Source organism: Enterobacter cloacae complex sp. P17RS, assembly GCF_014895885.1.
Taxonomy (GTDB): Bacteria; Pseudomonadota; Gammaproteobacteria; order Enterobacterales; family Enterobacteriaceae; genus Enterobacter; species Enterobacter bugandensis.
Genome location: NZ_JADBQK010000006.1, coordinates 178,180 through 197,850 on the forward strand (window position 1 = coordinate 178,180; position 19,671 = coordinate 197,850).

Annotated in this window: 16 protein-coding genes; 10 read left to right on the top strand and 6 right to left on the bottom strand. The window is 53.3% G+C overall.

Features of this window, described 5'->3' with window-relative positions:
* Positions 1-83: 83 nt before the first annotated feature.
* From IM265_RS06420 to yjiA, 3 genes are read left to right on the top strand one after another with little or no spacing between them, the layout of a single operon-like run.
* Entirely contained in the window at positions 84-2,237 is a 2,154-nt protein-coding gene (locus IM265_RS06420; RefSeq protein ID WP_088204609.1) for a carbon starvation CstA family protein, read from the top strand.
* Positions 2,238-2,291: 54 nt separating this feature from the next.
* Positions 2,292-2,495, top strand: a complete 204-nt coding sequence (locus IM265_RS06425) for a YbdD/YjiX family protein (protein ID WP_003856610.1) — start codon at positions 2,292-2,294, stop codon at positions 2,493-2,495.
* Between the two features lie 10 nt (positions 2,496-2,505).
* Positions 2,506-3,459, top strand: a complete 954-nt coding sequence (gene yjiA, locus IM265_RS06430; RefSeq protein WP_063154856.1) for a GTPase — start codon at positions 2,506-2,508, stop codon at positions 3,457-3,459.
* A 53-nt stretch (positions 3,460-3,512) separates the two neighbouring features.
* Here the strand turns inward: yjiA and IM265_RS06435 are convergent, their stop codons facing one another.
* The gene (locus tag IM265_RS06435; RefSeq protein ID WP_047367271.1) at positions 3,513-4,871 is read right to left on the bottom strand and encodes an esterase-like activity of phytase family protein; all 1,359 of its coding nucleotides are present in this window, start codon (positions 4,869-4,871) and stop codon (positions 3,513-3,515) included.
* Positions 4,872-5,281: 410 nt separating this feature from the next.
* On the opposite strand from IM265_RS06435, the gene IM265_RS06440 reads away from it, so the two are divergent.
* Together IM265_RS06440 and IM265_RS06445 are read left to right on the top strand one after the other, a co-directional pair.
* Positions 5,282-5,827 carry a YfaZ family outer membrane protein gene (locus IM265_RS06440; RefSeq protein WP_028015391.1) on the top strand — a complete coding sequence of 182 codons (546 nt, stop codon included), beginning with the start codon at positions 5,282-5,284 and terminating at the stop codon, positions 5,825-5,827.
* Complete coding sequence (locus IM265_RS06445; protein ID WP_028015390.1) at positions 5,827-6,147, top strand: hypothetical protein; 321 nt, start codon at positions 5,827-5,829, stop codon at positions 6,145-6,147. The genes IM265_RS06440 and IM265_RS06445 overlap by 1 nt, the downstream gene beginning before the upstream one ends.
* A 44-nt stretch (positions 6,148-6,191) precedes the next feature.
* On the opposite strand, the gene IM265_RS06450 is transcribed toward IM265_RS06445, so the two are convergent.
* Complete coding sequence (locus IM265_RS06450; protein ID WP_047363849.1) at positions 6,192-7,562, bottom strand: NAD-dependent succinate-semialdehyde dehydrogenase; 1,371 nt, start codon at positions 7,560-7,562, stop codon at positions 6,192-6,194.
* Positions 7,563-7,969: 407 nt separating this feature from the next.
* On the opposite strand from IM265_RS06450, the gene IM265_RS06455 reads away from it, so the two are divergent.
* From IM265_RS06455 to IM265_RS06470, 4 genes are read left to right on the top strand one after another with little or no spacing between them, the layout of a single operon-like run.
* Positions 7,970-10,237, top strand: coding sequence for a class I SAM-dependent DNA methyltransferase (locus tag IM265_RS06455; RefSeq protein ID WP_193030184.1), 2,268 nt, complete (start codon positions 7,970-7,972; stop codon positions 10,235-10,237).
* Entirely contained in the window at positions 10,237-11,616 is a 1,380-nt protein-coding gene (locus IM265_RS06460; RefSeq protein WP_193030182.1) for a restriction endonuclease subunit S, read from the top strand. The genes IM265_RS06455 and IM265_RS06460 overlap by 1 nt, the downstream gene beginning before the upstream one ends.
* Positions 11,613-14,873, top strand: a complete 3,261-nt coding sequence (locus IM265_RS06465) for a type I restriction endonuclease subunit R (protein ID WP_193030180.1) — start codon at positions 11,613-11,615, stop codon at positions 14,871-14,873. Before IM265_RS06460 ends, IM265_RS06465 begins: the two co-directional genes overlap by 4 nt.
* Positions 14,866-15,789 carry a DUF5655 domain-containing protein gene (locus tag IM265_RS06470; RefSeq protein ID WP_193030178.1) on the top strand — a complete coding sequence of 308 codons (924 nt, stop codon included), beginning with the start codon at positions 14,866-14,868 and terminating at the stop codon, positions 15,787-15,789. The genes IM265_RS06465 and IM265_RS06470 overlap by 8 nt, the downstream gene beginning before the upstream one ends.
* A gap of 90 nt (positions 15,790-15,879) precedes the next feature.
* Here IM265_RS06470 and tssD read toward each other — a convergent pair whose 3' ends face one another.
* Genes tssD through IM265_RS06485 form a run of 3 tightly spaced genes read right to left on the bottom strand, consistent with a single transcriptional unit; the run spans position 15,880 to position 17,246 of the window.
* Positions 15,880-16,371, bottom strand: coding sequence for a type VI secretion system tube protein TssD (gene tssD / locus IM265_RS06475; protein ID WP_193030176.1), 492 nt, complete (start codon positions 16,369-16,371; stop codon positions 15,880-15,882).
* Positions 16,372-16,884: a hypothetical protein gene (locus IM265_RS06480; protein WP_193030174.1), complete on the bottom strand. Its 513-nt coding sequence runs from the start codon at positions 16,882-16,884 to the stop codon at positions 16,372-16,374.
* Positions 16,884-17,246 (bottom strand): tlde1 domain-containing protein, encoded by a 363-nt coding sequence (locus tag IM265_RS06485; protein ID WP_047363831.1) that lies wholly within the window; start codon positions 17,244-17,246, stop codon positions 16,884-16,886. The genes IM265_RS06480 and IM265_RS06485 overlap by 1 nt, the downstream gene beginning before the upstream one ends.
* A gap of 241 nt (positions 17,247-17,487) precedes the next feature.
* On the opposite strand from IM265_RS06485, the gene IM265_RS06490 reads away from it, so the two are divergent.
* Positions 17,488-18,765 carry a DUF445 domain-containing protein gene (locus tag IM265_RS06490; protein WP_028015387.1) on the top strand — a complete coding sequence of 426 codons (1,278 nt, stop codon included), beginning with the start codon at positions 17,488-17,490 and terminating at the stop codon, positions 18,763-18,765.
* On the opposite strand, the gene IM265_RS06495 is transcribed toward IM265_RS06490, so the two are convergent.
* Complete coding sequence (locus tag IM265_RS06495) at positions 18,746-19,609, bottom strand: LysR substrate-binding domain-containing protein (protein ID WP_193030172.1); 864 nt, start codon at positions 19,607-19,609, stop codon at positions 18,746-18,748. The two genes, IM265_RS06490 and IM265_RS06495, sit on opposite strands and share 20 nt — an antisense overlap.
* Between the last annotated feature and the right edge of the window lie 62 nt (positions 19,610-19,671).

Genomic DNA, 19,671 nt, shown 5'->3' on the forward strand with positions numbered 1-19,671 from the left:
GCACGATCGCTCCAGCATTAATCAATACCTCCTCACAACGAACCCTGACCCTTTTTTCTTTACATAAAAAACCAGGTCTTACTATGGATACTAAAAAACTACTTAAGCACGTGCCCTGGGCCTTACTCGGGATCCTCGGCGCTTTTTGTCTGGCGGTTGTCGCATTACGCCGGGGCGAACACGTCAGCGCCCTGTGGATCGTGGTCGCGTCGGTCTCCGTCTACCTTGTGGCCTATCGCTACTACAGCTTGTACATCGCGCAGAAGGTCATGAAGCTCGACCCGACGCGCGCCACCCCGGCGGTCATTAACAACGACGGCCTGAACTACGTGCCAACCAACCGCTACGTGCTGTTTGGTCACCACTTTGCCGCCATTGCAGGCGCTGGCCCGCTGGTCGGCCCGGTGCTGGCCGCGCAAATGGGCTACCTGCCGGGTACGCTCTGGCTGCTGGCGGGCGTGGTGCTGGCGGGGGCGGTGCAGGACTTTATGGTGCTGTTTATCTCCTCGCGCCGTAACGGCTCGTCGCTGGGTGAGATGATCAAAGAAGAGATGGGCCGCGTGCCGGGCACTATCGCCCTCTTCGGCTGCTTCCTGATCATGATCATCATCCTCGCGGTGCTGGCGCTGATCGTGGTGAAAGCGCTGGCCGAAAGTCCGTGGGGCGTCTTCACCGTCTGTTCTACCGTACCGATTGCGCTGTTCATGGGCATCTATATGCGCTTCCTGCGCCCTGGCCGCGTGGGTGAAGTGTCGGTCATTGGTATCGTGCTGCTGGTCGCCTCCATCTACTTCGGCGGCGTGATTGCGCACGACCCGTACTGGGGCCCGGCGCTGACCTTTAAAGACACCACCATCACCTTCGCGCTGATCGGTTACGCGTTCGTTTCCGCCCTGCTGCCGGTGTGGCTGATTCTGGCTCCGCGCGACTACCTGGCGACCTTCCTGAAAATCGGTGTCATCGTCGGGCTGGCGATCGGGATTGTGATCATCAACCCTGAGCTGAAAATGCCGGCGGTGACCCAGTACATTGACGGCACCGGTCCGCTGTGGAAAGGCGCCCTGTTCCCGTTCCTGTTTATCACCATCGCCTGCGGCGCCGTGTCTGGCTTCCACGCGCTGATCGCTTCCGGCACCACGCCGAAGCTGATGGCTAACGAAACCGACGCGCGCTTTATCGGTTACGGCGCGATGCTGATGGAGTCCTTCGTGGCGATTATGGCGCTGGTTGCAGCCTCGATTATCGAGCCAGGCCTGTACTTCGCGATGAACACTCCACCGGCGGGTCTGGGCATCACCATGCCAAACCTGCATGAGATGGGCGGGGAAAATACCGCGCTGATCATGGCGCAGCTGAAAGAGGCCAGCGCACACGCGGCGGCGACCGTCAGCTCCTGGGGCTTCGTGATCTCGCCTGAGCAGATCATGCAGACCGCGAAGGACATTGGCGAACCGTCCGTGCTGAACCGCGCAGGTGGCGCGCCGACGCTGGCCGTGGGTATCGCACACGTGTTCCACAAAGTGCTGCCGTGGGCGGACATGGGCTTCTGGTATCACTTCGGTATTCTGTTCGAAGCGCTGTTCATCCTCACCGCGCTGGATGCCGGTACCCGTGCGGGCCGCTTCATGCTGCAGGATCTGCTGGGCAACTTCGTGCCGTTCCTGAAGAAAACCGACTCTCTGGTAGCGGGTGTTCTGGGTACTGCCGGGTGCGTAGGGCTGTGGGGCTACCTGCTGTATCAGGGCGTTGTCGACCCGCTCGGCGGCGTGAAGAGCCTGTGGCCTCTGTTCGGTATCTCTAACCAGATGCTGGCAGCCGTTGCCCTGGTGCTCGGTACCGTCGTCCTCGTGAAGATGAAACGCACCAAATACATCTGGGTGACCGTGGTTCCTGCGCTGTGGCTGCTGCTCTGCACCACCTGGGCGCTGGGCCTGAAGCTGTTCAGCACCAACCCGCAGCTGGAAGGCTTCTTCTTCATGGCTAACCAGTACAAAGAGAAGATTGCCGCAGGCGGCGCGGATCTGACCGCGCAGCAGATTGCTAACATGAACCATATCGTGGTGAACAACTACACCAACGCGGGTCTGAGCATTCTGTTCCTGGTGGTGGTGTACAGCATTATCTTCTACGGCATCAAAACCTGGATGAAAGTGCGCAACACCGATGGCCGTACGGATAAAGAGACCCCGTACGTGCCGGTGCCGGAAGGCGGCGTGAAGACCTCTTCACACCATTAATCTGGTTGTATTCAGCCCCGCTCCGGCGGGGCTTTGTTCTTATCAGGATGGACTATGTTTGGTAACTTAGGCGAAGCAAAAAAATACCTCGGTCAGGCGGCGAAGATGCTGATTGGCATTCCGGACTATGACAACTACGTTGAGCATATGAAGACCAACCATCCGGATAAGCCGTATATGACCTACACCGAATTCTTCCGCGAGCGTCAGGAAGCGCGCTACGGCGGAAGTGGAGAAGGCGGCGTCCGCTGCTGCTAAAGGAGAGACCATGACCCCGATTGCCGTTACCCTGCTGACCGGTTTCCTCGGCGCCGGTAAAACCACCCTGCTGCGCCACATCCTGAATGAACAGCACGGCTTCAAAATCGCCGTCATCGAAAACGAATTTGGTGAAGTCTCCGTTGACGATCAATTAATCGGAGACCGCGCCACGCAAATCAAAACCCTGACCAACGGCTGCATCTGCTGCACCCGCTCTAACGAGCTGGAAGACGCCCTGCTGGACCTGCTCGACAGCCGCGATCGCGGTGACATCGACTTTGACCGTCTGGTGATCGAGTGCACCGGCATGGCCGACCCCGGCCCGATTATTCAGACCTTTTTCTCGCACGATATTCTTTGCCAGCGCTACCTGCTGGACGGGGTGATTGCCCTGGTAGACGCGGTCCACGCCGACGAGCAGATGAACCAGTTCACCATTGCCCAGTCTCAGGTGGGCTACGCCGACCGCATTCTGCTGACTAAAACCGACGTGGCAGGCGACAGCGAAAAACTCCGCGAGCGCCTGACGCGCATCAACTCGCGCGCGCCGATTTATACGGTGACGCATGGCGATATCGATCTATCCCAGCTGTTTAACACCAACGGCTTTATGCTGGAGGAGAACGTCACCACGAAACCGCGCTTCCACTTTATGGGAGACAAGCAAAACGACGTGGCGTCGATTGTGGTGGAGCTGGACTACCCGGTGGACATCAGCGAGGTCTCCCGCGTGATGGAGAACCTGCTGCTTTCGTTTGCCGACAAGCTGCTGCGCTACAAAGGCATGCTGTGGATCGACGGCGAGCCGAACCGCCTGCTGTTTCAGGGCGTACAGCGCCTGTACAGCGCCGACTGGGACCGCCCGTGGGGCGATGAAGCGCCGCACAGCGTGATGGTGTTTATTGGTATCCAGCTGCCGGAAGAAGAAATCCGAGCAGCGTTTGCAGGTCTGAAGAAATAACCGCCTTGCTTCCCCTCTCCCCTTTGGGGAGAGGGTTAGGATGAGGGATATAATTATTTCAACGCCTCCGGCAGCGTCACAATCCACAGCTCGCTCTCTGACTCCGGCTTCTTCAGCGGCTTCACGCTGAGCGTGGTTTCCACCGGTTTATCATCCAGCGTCAGCTTGCCTTCCTCGTTAACCCGATAGTCCTTGAGCTTTTTGCCCTCGACCGGATGCTGCATCGCCACCTTCACGCCAAAGTCGTTATCGTTCGCCACCGCAAGCCGTTTGCCGTCGATCAGCGCCAGCCCTTCGGCCTTCTCCTGCTTCCAGCCCAGCGCGCGCAGATCGACGACCTGCGTTTTTGCAGCAAGGGTGATGCCGCGCTGTGCCAGGGTTTTCTCATCATCAAACTCCGGGTACTCGCCCGGCTTGTCGAAAGCGGTCAGGTCGCTCGCCTTGCTGAGATCCACCTTGTAGATAAGGTTACGCATCGCGTCATTTTTATCCTCACCCTGTTCAATTAGCAGGATGTGCTGGTCGTCCAGCGCCACGATGTCGCCGATTTTGGCGTCGCTGTTTTTGCTGTAGGCCGCGCTGTCGATGGGGTAGCCGTACATCGCCGTTTTCCCGGTCGCCGGGTCGAAGCTGACCAGACGCGTAAACAGCGCCTGCTTTTTGCTCTTACCGTCGATATCCAGCGTGCTTTGCACGGCGGCGATAATCCGTCCGTCCGGCATCCGGGTCAGGCCTTCAAAGCCCCGGTTCGGCTGGCGCCATTTGATAACATTTGGCAGACCGCCCGCGATGGATTTTTCCCCTTCCGCCGCCTGCGGCCCGTGGATCGCCAGAATTTTCCCTTTGCTGTCGACGTTAATCAGGAACGGGCCATACTCGTCGCACAGCCAGAAGCCGCCCTTGCCGTCCGGGGTGATGCCTTCCGTGTCCAGCCCGCGGTTGTCACCCTTCAGAATTTTAAGGGTATCGCTGAACGCCACCTCATTGGTAGATCCGATCACGCCGCTTTGCAGCGGCAGGCCGTTAATCTCGCCTTTATCATCATGCAGCGGGCGGGCATCCGTTGCCTCCGCTTTGCCGTTCTGAACGCGAATTGTCATCAGCAGCGGCGCGAAATCCGGCGTGACAAAAATTTTGGCTTCGTTTTTACCCATTTTGGGCGCATCGGCGTTAGGACCGCGATCGGTCACGGTCGCGAAGGTCAGAGCATCGCCCTGCTTGCCCGTAAACAGCAGGCCGGAGCCAATCCCTACCGGGAGTCCATTCGGAAACGCACCGGCAAACGCGCCGCTGTATTTCACGTGTGAGCCGTCAGGGAAGCTGACAACATAGCGCTCAGCCGTGGGCTGCGCCGCCAGGCCAGAGAAAGAGAGCGTACAGCCGATAAGCACAGGAATGATTTTTCTTTTCATATTGTTAGCATCCGGAAAGTGAAGCCCACAACGTAATGAACAAACGTGTCAGAAAAATGACATGGAAAGGAAACGTGGCCGGACATCTGAACGAATAATGACCATAAAAATGTAAAAATTTGTTTTTTTATGTGATTTTAGAAATGGAATTGGAAATTATTAGAAGCGCAATTAATGCATATCAAATCACTATCCCTGCCTCGTTCAGATTTCGTTTAGTCAAAAAATTAAACTGTTCCTCAACACCTGAAATTTGCGCGTTGACACGCCGACAACCCAACTTAAGCGTTACAAATAAAGATAAAAGAATTAACAATTACAGCATGAAAAGTCGATTTGCATCACATTTGCAGTCATAAACATCGCTTGTTAAGGTGCCCCCAGATTAATTTGATGATGAGGCACGAAACATGAAAAAACTGAACATTCTTCTTCTTTCTGCACTGACCGCCATCTCGGGTTCCGCACTGGCAATGGGCGGCAGCATTGAGCAGGGTAAAAACTTTACCAACCTCAACCTGGAAATGGGCAAATCCTCATCCGGTGTTTATCTCGAAAGTAACTGGCTGAAAAACACCGACGACGGTACCCAGACCGGTGGCGTGGGCGCAGGCTACAACCTGGAAGTGGGCCCGGTGATGCTGAATGCAGGCGCAAAAGCCATCTACATCGGCCCGAAAAAAGGCGATAACGGCGTGGCCTTCCCGATTGGCGGCGGCGTAAACGTTGCGCTGACCGACAGCATCCACGTCTATGGCGAAGGCTACGCGGCACCAGAAGGCCTGAACAACAGCGTGAAAAACTACGTTGAAGCTAACGGCGGCGTAAGCTGGACCCCAATCAAACCGGTTACGCTGAAAGTGGGCTACCGCCACGTGAGCGTTGACGGTAAAGATGGTCGTCCAAACCACACCCTGATTGATGGCGCATATGTCGGCGGTGGAGTTAGCTTCTGATGAAACACCGCATTACCGCGCTTTGCGTTCTGAGCCTCACGCTGATGCTCACCGGCTGCGTCCAGTACAAATGGGTAAAACCGGGCGTGAGCGACGCTGAGATGAATAAAAAGCTTACGGAATGCGAAGCGCAGGCCCTGATCGATCTGCCTCCGGATAACGTGGTGACCGGTTCGAGCTCGGAAAAAACGGACAAAAAGAACAAGAAAAAGGATATTTCCACGAGCTACACGGTTGAAGACGCGAATGAATATCGCCGGGATACGTTAGTCGACAGCTGCATGTTCAAAAGCGGCTGGGACAAGATCGAAGTACAGTAATCAACTGAAAAAACCTGCCAACCGGCAGGTTTTTTTATTACCTCTTACTTACGCACCACCACCAGCTTCTGGTTCACAAACTCTTTGATCCCCAGATCCGACAGCTCGCGTCCGTAGCCGGAACGCTTCACGCCGCCGAACGGCAGCTCTGCTGCGGTATCGGTGAGCCAGTTGATGTACACCATCCCGGTCTCGATCCGCGACGCCATTTTCTTCGCGCGCTCGATGTCCTGGCTGAACACCGCCCCGCCCAGGCCGTAGTGGGAGTCGTTCGCCAGCGCGACCGCTTCGTCGTCGTTTTTCACCACGTACATCTGCGCCACCGGGCCGAAAAACTCTTCGAAGTACGCCGGGTTATCGCGGGAGATATTCGTCAGGATCGTCGGTTCGAAGAAGCTTCCGTCGCGCTGCACCGGCTTGCCGCCAAAGTGCAGCGTTGCACCGTTTTTCACCGCCTCGTTAACCTGTTTGGTCAGCGTTTCCAGCGCATCTTTGGAAGAGAGCGGCCCCAGCGTGGTGCTCTCGTCCAGCGGATCGCCAATCTTCACCTGCTTAAACGCCTCGGTAAATTTGCTGAGGAACGCGTCGGCAATTTTCTCGTGCAGGATAAAGCGCTTCGCCGCGGTACAAACCTGCCCTGCGTTGTTGAGCCGCGCATTCACGCCAATCTTAACCGCTTTATCCAGGTCCGCGTCGTCCAGCACCACGAAGACGTCGTTACCGCCCAGTTCGAGGGTCGATTTCTTAATGTGCTTCGCCGCTTGCGCGGCCACCACGCTGCCCGCCTTTTCGGAGCCGGTTAGCGCTGCGCCCTGCACGCGATCGTCTGCGATGATATTCGCCACCTGTTCGGACGAGATAAACAGGTTCGTCCACGCCCCTTCCGGCGCACCCGCCTCGCGCACCAGATGCGCAAAGGTCTCGGCGCAGTGCGGCACGATGCTGGCATGCTTGGCGATAACGGGGTTACCCGCCGCCAGGTTTGGTGCCAGGACACGCATCAGCTGGTAGTACGGGAAGTTCCACGGCTCGACGGCCATCAGCACGCCGATGGGGTGATGCTCCACCCACGCTTCCCCAAGTTCAGAGTCGTACTTCACCGGGGCGAGGAACTGCTTCGCGTTGTCGGCGTAGTAGCGGGCGATCTGCGCGCAAAGCTTCACCTCGCCGCGGCTCTGTTCGATGAGCTTACCCATCTCCTGGCTGGCGATTTTGGCCAGATCCTCCACGCGCTCGTCGATCAGGTCGGCAAGCTTATGCAGCACCGGCAGGCGCTGGCTGATGTCGCCTTTCGCCCATTCCGAATGGTAAAGCGCATCGGCCGCCTTCAGCGCCGCTTCGATATCCGCGTCGGTATGTGAGGGGTATTCTTTGATGAGCTGGTTAGTGGCAGGATTTACTGTCTGATAAGCCATATCGAATCTCCATGTTTTACCGCTTAGGGTATTAAGGGTAGTCAACATGACTGGCTGTGGACGTAAAGTTGGGTATATCCGGAAGGTTCTTAATGAAGCGCAGAACGTCATCACGTAAGCAGACGGTTCAGCGCTGCTTAATCCGAAGAATGCGCTGTTCTGTCTGGCACAGGGGTCGCGGATGGGGTTTGGCGGATGGGTGCTGTGGCGACTATGAGTTAATGCTATTTAACCCAACTCCATCATTTATTTTGAAAAACACATTCATGATATCCATGTTTTAATCCAACCCATAATCATAACATACTGATTTAGATCAGTTTTTAGTGATCAGTACTTTTAACCATGATAAAAAGAGGGTTTTAATCATCATTAAAAATGCCTGAAATATGGGCAAGGATGCTTTTATGACTTCCCTGAACTTTTCCCAAACGGCAGCCTTTATCTGGTCTGTCGCCGATCTCCTGCGCGGTGATTTTAAGCAATCTCAATATGGCCGCATTATTCTTCCGTTTACCCTGCTGCGCCGCCTGGAATGCGTGCTTGAAGAGACGAAAGAGGCCGTCGTTATTGAGGCTCAAAAAGTCCGCACGTCTCCCCTACCGGAAGAAGCAAAAGAAAAGTTAATTCTGCGCGCCACCAGCGGGCTGACGTTCTTTAACGCCTCGCCGCTGGACCTGAGCAAAATGGGGCAAAACGACATCAAGGCCAACCTGGAAAACTACATCCAGTATTTTTCCAGAGACGCGCGGGAGATTTTCGAGCACTTCAAATTCAGCGAATTCATCGGGTTACTGGATGATGCTAATCTCCTCTACAAAGTGGTGCAGAAATTTGCCACCACCGATCTCAGCCCGCAGGCCATCTCCAACCACGACATGGGGCTGGTCTTCGAGGAGCTGATCCGTCGTTTCGCCGAAAGCTCGAATGAAACCGCCGGTGAACACTTCACGCCGCGCGATATCGTGCGCCTCACCACTTCGCTGGTGTTTATGGAGGATGACGAAGCGCTCACCAGAGAGGGCGTTATTCGAACTCTTTACGACCCAACGGCGGGTACGGGAGGCTTTCTCTCGGCCGGGATGGAGTATGTTCACGAGCTGAATCCAAAAGCGGTAATGCGCGCGTTTGGGCAGGAGCTGAACCCGGAATCCTACGCCATCTGCAAGGCCGACATGCTGATAAAGGGTCAGGACGTCAGCCGCATCAAGCTGGGTAACACCCTTTCTAACGATCAGCTTCCTGCCGACCGCTTTGATTACATGCTGTCGAACCCGCCGTTTGGCGTGGACTGGAAGAAGATCGAAGCCGACGTTAACAACGAGCATCGCAAAGGATTTGATGGCCGTTTCGGGCCTGGCCTGCCGCGCGTTTCCGATGGCTCACTGCTGTTCCTGCTGCATTTAATCAGCAAAATGCGCGATGCCGATACCGGCGGGCGCATCGGGATCATCCTCAACGGTTCGCCACTGTTCACGGGCGGCGCGGGCAGCGGCGAAAGCGAGATCCGCCGCTACATCCTTGAAGCCGATCTACTGGAAGGGATCGTCGCCCTGCCCACCGACATGTTCTACAACACCGGGATCGCCACCTACGTGTGGATCCTGTCGAACAAAAAGGCGGCGGAGCGTAAGGGCAAGATCCAGCTGATCGACGCCAGCAAGCTGTGCAGCAAAATGCGTAAGTCACTGGGCGCGAAGCGCAACATGATGAGCGAGGAGGATATTCGGCTCATCACCCGCACCTTTGGCGAATTCGAGGTCGTAGATCTTAAAGAAGCCGATGACAAACGCACATTCGCCTGCAAAATATTCAACAGCACCGACTTTGGCTTCCGCCGCCTGACCATTGAGCGCCCGCTGCGTTTAACGGCACAGGTCACGGATGAATCCATCGCCGTACTGCGCTTTGCCCCAAAACCGCTCAACGCGCCGATGGCGTGCCTGTACGACGCGTTCGGTGCCTTCTGGCAGGACGAGAACTACGGTAGTTTTGCCGAGTTCGAGGTGGAAGCACGCGCCGTTATCAAGGCCGAATTCCCCGAGCTTAAAGAGAAGCAGATTAAAGATCTGCTCGACGCCACGCTGTGGCAACAACAGCGTGCGCTGATGTTAAAAGCGCAAAAAATCCAGACGGCACTGGACGGTAAAGCGGGTGGTCGCGCTGAGCCGAGCGATGATTTCAATCAGTTCCAGCTGACGCTCAAAGAGGTGTTCAAAGCCGCCGCCGTTAAGCTGGATGCTAAAGAACATAAGCAGTTTATCGAGGCCATTACCCGCAAAAACCCGGACGCGGAGCCGGTCGTTAAAAAGGTGCTCAAGGAGGATGCGCAGCCGCTGTACGGCGCGTTTGCGTACCGCGGTCAGGTGGTGGAGTTTGAGCAGGACGCCGACCTGCGCGACAATGAGAACGTAGCGCTCGATCCGTCTGTTTCGACCAGCGATTTGATTGAAGGCTATGTGAAGGCGGAAGTGCTGCCGCACGTGCCGGACGCCTGGATTAATGCCGATAAGCGCGACGCCCGCGACGGCGAGGTTGGCGTTGTCGGGTATGAGATTCCGTTTAACCGGCATTTTTATGTCTATAAGCCACCGCGCCCGCTGGAAGAGATTGATGCGGAACTGGATGCGCTGAGCGCGGAGATTATGAAGCTGCTGCAGGAGGTACACTCCTGATGGCTAAGTATAAGGCGTATCCAGAATATAAGGATTCCGGGGTTGAATGGTTGGGGGAGATACCCATCCATTGGAATCGTACAGCGTTAAAACGTTTGTGTTCACTCACTACAGGCTTAACACCACCTACTCATAGAGAAGATTACTATGCAGAAGAAGGACATCCTTGGATTAGGCCTGAAGATCTAAATGAACATGGACTTTATACATATGCAACTAAATATGTTAGCGATACTGGTTGGAATCTACTAAGACATATTAAGCCTAATTCGACATTAGTTTGTTGTATAGGAACGATTGGTAAATGTGGTTATGTAGAACAAACCGTATCAACTAATCAGCAAGTTACAGCTGCCACTTTTCATAATTCAGGAAGATATTATTTTTATGTTTTTAAGGCTTCAAGAACACAGCTTGAGGAGTTAGCTACTGGTAATGTTTTAAAAATATTGAACTGTGAAAGACTTGGATCATTGAGCGTTGTCAAAGTAGATCATAAAGAAGCAGATTCAATTGCAAAATTCCTAGATTACGAAACTATAAAAATTGATAATCTGATCGAAAAACAACTACAGCTCAACGAACTACTAAAAGAAAAACGTCAGGCAATGATTAGCCATGCCGTAACCAAAGGGCTAGACCCTGATGTACCGATGAAAGATTCTGGGGTTGAGTGGTTGGGGCAAGTTCCCACGCATTGGTCAATAAGCAAAGTTCGATATTGCTTCTTATTTGACAAAGGCCTTACTATTACTAAAGAGAATCTTCAGGATGAGGGTATACCTTGTATCAACTATGGAGAAATACACTCCAAGCACGGTTTTGAGATCAATCCAAACATCCATAAGTTGAAGTATGTTAATGAAACACATTTAAAAAATGACAAAAACTCATTACTTATAAAAGGTGACATTATTTTCGCTGATACATCAGAAGATGTTGATGGGTCAGGAAATTTCTCACAACTCACTACTGACTCTAGTATCTTCGCTGGTTACCATACAATTATCGCTCGCCCTATAGATCGGCAAAACTATCGATTCCTTGCTTATCTATTCGATTGCCAAGAATTAAGATCGCAAATAAAACATGCTGTTAAGGGCGTAAAAGTATTTAGCATCACTCAAGCTATCTTACGCGGATTATCTATTTGGCTTCCACCGACGAATGAGCAAGAGTCTATTTCAAAACTACTTGATTATCAGACCGCAAAAATCGACACCCTAATCCAAAAACAACGCCAACAAATCGACCTCCTAAAAGAACGTCGCACCGCCCTGATCGCCGCCGCCGTTACCGGCAAAATCGATCTCCGCGACTGGACGCCTCCTGCCAGCAGCACCGAAGCATCCTTCACAACAGAGGAGGCCACCGCATGATCGCCGACGTCACCAAAGAAGCCAATCTACAGGCCGATATCATCAACCAGATGTGTCAGAACGGCTGGGTTCCCGGCACTGGCAGCAAGTACGATCGCGAACGCGCGCTCTATCCGCAGGATGCGCTGACGTTTGTCCAGATCACCCAGCCGCAAGAGTGGGAAAAATTCACCCGCATCTACCCCAACGACACCGAGCGTCATTTTCTCGATGCGCTGGTCGCGCAGCTTAAAAAAGCCGATGCCAACGCCACCGATCTCCAGTCCCGGACCTACGGTACTCTGGGGGTGCTGCGCCACGGCATCAAAAGCCATAATGCGCGCTTCTCATTATGCCAGTTCAAGCCGGATCACAACCTCAACCCGGACACCCTTGCGCGCTATCGGCAGAACATCTGTCGAATCGTCCCGGAACTGGTTTATAGCCCCCACGCGAGCGGCACCGACACAGAGGCGAAAGCCAAACGCTGGCGCATCGATCTGGTGCTGTTTATCAACGGCCTTCCCGTTGCCACTCTCGAATTGAAATCCGAGTTCAAGCAGACGGTCAACAGCGCCATCAATCAGTACAAAAAAACGCGCCTGCCGAAAGATCCGGCGACCAACAAGCCTGAGCCGCTGCTGACCTTCAAGCGCGGTGCGCTGGTGCATTTCGCCGTCAGCCAGTATGAGGTCTACATGACCACCCGGCTTGCTGGCGATGACACGTTCTTTCTGCCATTCAACAAAGGCACTAAAGAGGGAGGTACGGGTAACGATATCCCGGAGGATAACCATGAATACGCCACCAGCTATCTCTGGAATGAAGTATTACTCCCTGACAACCTGCTAAAAATTCTTGCCTGCTTTGTCCATCTGCAAATCGAGGAGAAAGAGGACTGGGACGGTAAAAAGGTCAAAAAAGAGAGCCTGATCTTCCCGCGTTATCATCAGTGGGACGTGGTGAACAAGCTTATTGCCGCCGCAGACGAAGAAGGCACCGGCAACAAATACCTTATCCAGCACAGCGCCGGATCCGGGAAATCGAACTCCATCGCCTGGACGGCGCATCAGCTCTCCTGCCTGCATAACGAAAAGGGTGAAAAACGCTTCCACTCGGTGATCGTTGTGACTGACCGCACCGTGCTGGATGACCAGCTGCAGGACACCATCTATCAGTTTGAACATGCGGACGGCGTGGTCGGACGAATCAACAACCGCGAGGGCGAAGGGTCGAAATCGGAGAAGCTCGCCAGCGCGCTGGAGCACTCACAGCCCATCATCATCGTTACTATCCAGACCTTCCCGTTCGTACTTAAAGCAATTGAAAACAGCACCAGCCTAAAAGAGCGAACCTACGCGATCATCGCAGATGAAGCGCATTCTTCCCAGAGCGGCTCCACGGCGCGCCAGCTGAAAGAAGTGCTGATGAGCGAAGGGGCCGACGACGATGTGGTCCTGACCTCTGAAGATATCCTCGACGCCACTCTTGCCGCGCGCAGCGGGAGCAGTAACCTTAATTTCTACGCCTTCACCGCGACGCCGAAGGCGAAGACCCTGGAGCTTTTTGGCCGCAGACCCAACCCGCACGAACCCGCGTCCAGAACCAACAAACCTGCGGCGTTCCATGTTTACTCCATGCGCCAGGCCATCGAGGAGGGCTTTATCCTCGACGTGCTGAAGAACTACACCAATTACAAAGTCGCCTATAAGTTGCTGCAAAAAATGGGTGATAAAGACCAGGAAGTGGACAGCAATCGGGCGAAGATCAGGCTCAACCAGTGGGTGACGTTGCATGAACACAATGTCGCGCAAAAGGTAAAAGTCATCGTTGAGCACTACCGTCAGCATGTGATGCATCTGCTCGGCGGGCAGGCGAAGGCGATGGTGGTGACCAGCTCGCGCAAGGCTGCAGTGCGCTACAAGCTGGCTTTCGATAAATACATCGCTGAAATGGGCTACGGAAAAATCGCCGCAATGGTGGCATTCTCAGGCGAAGTCGAATTCCAGGAAAATGACATGAACGACCTCGCGCTGTTGCACCAGAAATTTACTGAAATCAGTATGAACCCGGCGCTTAAAGGCCGCGATATGCGTAAGGCGTTTGATACTGATGACTATCAGGTGATGCTGGTGGCCAACAAATTCCAGACCGGCTTCGACCAGCCGAAGCTGTGCGCCATGTACGTGGATAAAGCGCTTGGCGGCGTGGAGTGCGTACAGACGCTGTCACGGCTGAACCGAACCTACCCCGGTAAAAAGGAATCCGGCACTTTTGTACTCGATTTTTATAACGAGCCTGACGATATCCTCGCGGCCTTTCAGCCCTACTACCAGACGGCAGAATTGACCGATGTCAGCAATCCAGATCAGGTGTTCGATCTGTATGAGAAACTTCGCGCCATGGGCATATTTTTATGGCATGAAGTCGAACAACTCTGCGAGGCGTTTTACAGCAAGAAAAAATCGAATGCGAAGATCAGCAATATCTGCCTGCCCGCAGTAAACCGCTGGGCAATGCGGTATACCTCCGCGAAAGAGGCGTATATCAGCGCCAGGCAGATCTATGAGTTAACGAAAAGGGATTCCCCTAATCCCATTTTGCTCGCCAACGCGGAAAACAGTTTTAAAGTCTGCAAGCAGGAAAAAGATCGTCTGGAGATCTTCAAAAAAGATCTCGGCAGCTTTGTACGCTTTTACGAATTTATGTCTCAGATCGTCGCCTACGATGACAAGTCGCTGGAGAAGTTAAGCCTTTATTGTCGTCACCTTCACCCCTTGCTGCGCGAAGAGGCAATTGATGAAGATGATGTCGATCTTTCCAGTGTTGAAATGAGCCACTATCGGCTTTCAAAGATCCAGGAGCAGCATATTAAGCTTCAGGAGGATGCAGCAGAGTATAAGCTCAACCCGGTTAATGGCGTCGGCACCGCAAAAGCAAAAGATAAGAAAGAGGAGTTTATGTCGCAGGTGCTGGCGCAGCTCAACGAGTTGTTTATCACCGAAAACCTGACCGACAAAGATATGCTCAACTACGCCTTTGTGGTTTACGATAAGCTCGCAGAAAACAAACTTGTCATGACCCAACTCGACAACAACACCCGTGAGCAGGCCATGCTGGGCGACTTTACGAAAGCCATTGATGATGCCGTGATGGACAGCAACGAAGCGCACAAGGAGATGATGATGCAGTACTTATCGTCTCCGGAAGTTGCCAAAGGGTTTGCTCACCTGATGTATGACATCGCAAAAATGCGCAGGGAATCAATTCATGAGTGATATCCAGCTCTTCCGTTACAGTGCTAGCGGCGTAAAAGAACTTTCCGGTAAAGCAGCAACCATCGAAAAAGAGCTGCAATCCTTGATTGAATCCCGAATGGAGACTTTTCTCGGGGTTCGTTTTCTCGACAGTGAATACAGCACCGGTAAGACTCACCGTGGACGTATTGATTCACTGGGGTTGGACGAAAATAACTGTCCGGTCATTATCGAATACAAACGTCACAGCAACGAAAATGTGATCAACCAGGGGCTGTTTTATCTGGACTGGCTCCTCGATCATAAGGCTGAATTTAAGTGGCTGGTAATGGAGAAGCTCGGCAAAGAGACGGCGGAGGCTATCGACTGGTCAGGTACGCGCCTGCTTTGTATTGCCGCTGATTTCAATAAGTATGACGAACATGCCGTACAGCAGATTAACCGCAATATCAGCCTGATTCGTTACAAGCTTTTTTCTGACGACCTGCTAATGTTCGAACTGGTCAATGCCGTGGTTGAAAACGCGTTCTCGGAAGCAGCAAACGATACGCTAACCTCAACCGCAGGCAAGCGTAACACACGAACGCATAGCGAACAGCTCGCCAGCGCGTCCACAAAATTAGCCACCTTATTCGAGCAGCTAAAAAGCTACGTCCTGTCTCTTGGCGATGAAGTGCAATACAAAGAGCTGAAGCTATACGGCGCATTCCGTCGTCTGAGGAATTTTGTTTGCGCCGGCGTTTACCCCGTCACCGATCCCCATATCCGCTTATGGCTGAAACTGGATCCTGAGCATATTCAGCTGGAAGAGGGATTTAGCCGGGATGTAACGCATATTGGGCACTGGGGAACGGGCAACGTTGAGCTGGTCGTTCGCAATGAAAATGACCTGATGAAAGCGAAACTGCTCATCGAAAAGGCTTATCAGGAGAACTGATACTCATTTGTTCCAGGATCAAAAGCGTTACATTCTGTTCGTCAGAATGCGTTCATGCTCCGGGGATAATTTTCTCCCGGAGCTGGCTAATCAAGCCCCTAACCGGTAATCCCAGTCATCCGAATGAATAACGTTACCGTCACGGTAATGCCAGGTAATCTTTTCATAACGAAGCAAAACGAGCTCAAGATGCCCCTGCTTTTCATGGTAAGTCTCTTTCACGTCATGCATTAATGAAAACACCGTGACGACCTTCACCGCTTCCAGCGTTATTGTGAAATAAATTTCTTCCTGACCGGCATCATTGATTCTGTAAAGGTCGATAGTTGCTTTCCTGAGCGTACCGCCCGTGCTGAGTGCTTTATAGAGAAAAACGCTGGAGGCATCTATTTCTTTCTCAATAAGAAAGGGACGATGCTGGCGTTTACTCAACGCTCTGCCATTATGCAGGTCAGAGTTATAGCATACGTTATGATAGAGCCCTAATACCTCAATTTGGTTTTCACGGTCTTTAACTTTCACGCTCCCTTTTATGATATTACCCGCATCGTCAGTTAATGACATATATCCCGGAATGGCCATTTAAATATCCTTATCGAATGGAACAGAGTGTTCAAGGTTGGCGATCATAACGCCGAGACATCTTTTACCCTGCGGGCTTTTTATTTTGAACATCTCCCTGATTGAATCCACAAAAAGCTTGTTACTTTCTGCCTCCGTTTCGGGGAAATTCGCAAACGCGCAAATTTGTTCAACAGTGAGTAACGGTTTATCGTCATTTAAGATTGCTAAAACACCCTCAGGGTTATGCGGGATGGCTTCAGAAAGCGATGCCTTTAAATCTTCAGCCGTACTGGCGTCCACTCCGGACTCAAGGGCACTCGCCACGGCTAACCATGCCTGAGTTCCTTTACCTATCTCTGGAATGACATGATTCCACCATTCCGACTCACCGCTATCATTAGCATATAACTCTGCTACAACACTTCTTGCACCTTTATCGTTTATCATCTGGATAATCTGCGCAGAAGTGTGGTTTTTGGCAAAGAGAGCCATCGGAGCACATAAGAAGAGCAGTGCAATCATATATTTCATTATCGCACCACCAGTATTGTGTCACCTGAATCATAAATAATATGACGCTTGTCCTGGCCGTTCATAATGATGCAGCCTGCTGATGCAGAACCTGGCGGCTGACCTTTTTTATCACCATGAATTTGAAAATGATCTCTACCAAAGGTATTGGTCCCCGCTATAGGCTCAAGGATAATCGCCTCAGCACTTTTATGATTATTCCAACCGGCAATAAAATAAATACCTCTGGGAATGGGTCCTCTGTTTCGTTGACTTTCACACTCTGGCTTATCTTTCGATTCACCCGCACCGCTGTAGCAGTTAGCGACAAACACACCATTATGACTCAATATCCCTGTCGAAACTTTATACTCCCATGTCATCAATACCGTCTCCTTTCATGAATAGTCCTTTATCTTATGGCTAATAAGAGCGTTAAAATGACTACGATGGTCACAAAACATCACGTCCAAAATAAATAAGCACAAAAAATATAGAAAAATTAATAATAGATAATTTTGATGTATATAATTTTTATATAAAAGCCATGTGTTCAGGCAGAGATTGCGTCTCCTCCTTACACCAGCTTTGCACTTTTGGTTCACTTGCCTCTATCCTTAACCCATGGAAAAAATCGCTGAACTCAAACGCGCCAAGCTGCTGGCGCTGTCGCTGCTGCTGATTGCCGCCGCGGCCTTTGTCACCACCCTCTTCCTGCCGCAAACCTTCTGGGTGCGCGGCGTCAAAGCCATTGCCGAGGCGGCGATGGTCGGCGCGCTGGCGGACTGGTTTGCCGTCGTCGCGCTGTTCCGCCGGGTTCCCATTCCGTTTATTTCGCGCCATACGGCGATTATCCCGCGCAATAAGGACCGAATCGGCGACAATCTTGGCCAGTTCGTGCAGGAGAAGTTTCTTGATACTCAGTCGCTTGTGGCGCTGATCCGCCGCTATGAGCCAGCGCAGATGATTGGCGCTTGGTTCAGCAAGCCCGACAACGCCCAGCGCGTCGGGCTGCATCTGATGCAGGTGATGAGCGGTTTTCTTGAGTTAACCGACGACGGGCGCATTCAGCGCCTGCTCAAACGCGCGGTGCATAAAGCTATCGACAAGGTCGATTTCACCGAAACCAGCGCCGTCATGCTGGAGAGCATGACCAAAAACAACCGCCATCAGGTACTGCTGGACGCCATCATCAACCGCCTGATTACCCTGATTCAGCGGGAAAGCACGCGGGAGTTTATTGCCGATCAGATCGTCCACTGGCTCAAAACCGAGCATCCCCGCAAGGCGATGGTGCTCCCCACGGAGTGGCTGGGCGATCAAAGCGCGGAGATGGTGTCGAACGCGGTGAACACGCTGCTGGACGATATCAGCCACGACCGCACGCACCAGATCCGTCAGGCGTTCGACCGCGCCACGCTGAAGCTTATCGACAACCTGAAAAACGATCCGGAAATGGCGGCGAAAGCCGACAACATCAAGCACTACCTGAAGAACGATGAGGCGTTTAACCGCTATCTGGGCGAGATGTGGGCTGACCTGCGCCAGTGGCTGAAGGCGGATATGCAGAGCGAGGATTCGCGCGTGAAGCAGCGCATCGCCAACGCCGGGCTGTGGTTTGGCGAAACGCTAACAAACGACGCCAGCCTGCGCGCGTCGCTGAACGAGCATCTGGAGCAGGCCGCGCACCGCGTCGCGCCAGATTTCGCCGCGTTCCTGACCCGCCACATCAGCGACACGGTCAAAAGCTGGGACGCCAAAGATATGTCACGTCAGATCGAGCTTAACATTGGCAAAGACCTACAGTTTATCCGCGTCAACGGCACGCTGGTGGGCGGGACGATAGGCCTCATCCTGTTCTTACTCTCGCAAGTCCCAACGCTTATCCATTCAGCGTCCTGAGGATCAGCGCCTTCATGCTGGTAATAGCTGCATCGGGGGAGGCGCTCCCCTGATGCAGGGCGATACCCAGCTCTCCTGCATCTGGCAGCAGGTGGTTGTCGATCCGTAACGTCCCGGGCAGACCAATACGCGTGCGGAGCGTAATACCCAGCCCCGCGCTAACTCCCGCCCACAGCCCGCTCAGGCTATAGCTGGTATAAGCGATACGCCAGGGAATACCTGCGGCATCCAGTGCCGCGATGGCCCGGCTTCGCAGGAGGCAGGGCGCGTCAAACATCACCAGCGGCAGCGGCTCACCTCGTTGCAGAAGGACCTCAATGTCCACGCGGGACCGGCAAATCCATGCCAGCGGTTCGCTTCGCACGTAGTCGCCTTCTCGACCTTCCTGCCAGACCAGCGCCAGATCGAGTTCATTCGCCGCCACGCCGCGCAGCAGCGGCGGGTTGCGATCGACACGTGCCGTCATGCGAAGCTCAGGGTGTTGTCTGTGAAAATCGCCGAGGACCTTCGGCATCACGGACTCGCCAAAGTCCTCCTGCATACCCAGCCGTACCTCGCCCTGAAGCAACTCACCTCTGATAGCCCGGAGCGCTTCATCATTTAATACCAGCATGCGTCGGGCGTAGCTCAGCAGAATTTCACCCTCTCGGGTCAGTGCCAGCGTACGCCCCTGCTTAACGGTCAGAGCCACGCCACACTGCTGCTCCAGCTTTTTTAACTGGGCACTGACCGCAGAGGTGGACCGACACAGCCTGTCCGCTGCCTCGGCAAAACTGGCGGACTGGATCCCCTCCACAAAGCTGCGCAGCGCGTCCAGGTCTAATGCTGAAAAGCGTTTATCCATATCATCCTCATTTTCAGGACATTCAGTCCTGAACATTGCGATTTTATTTATGGTGGCAGCCT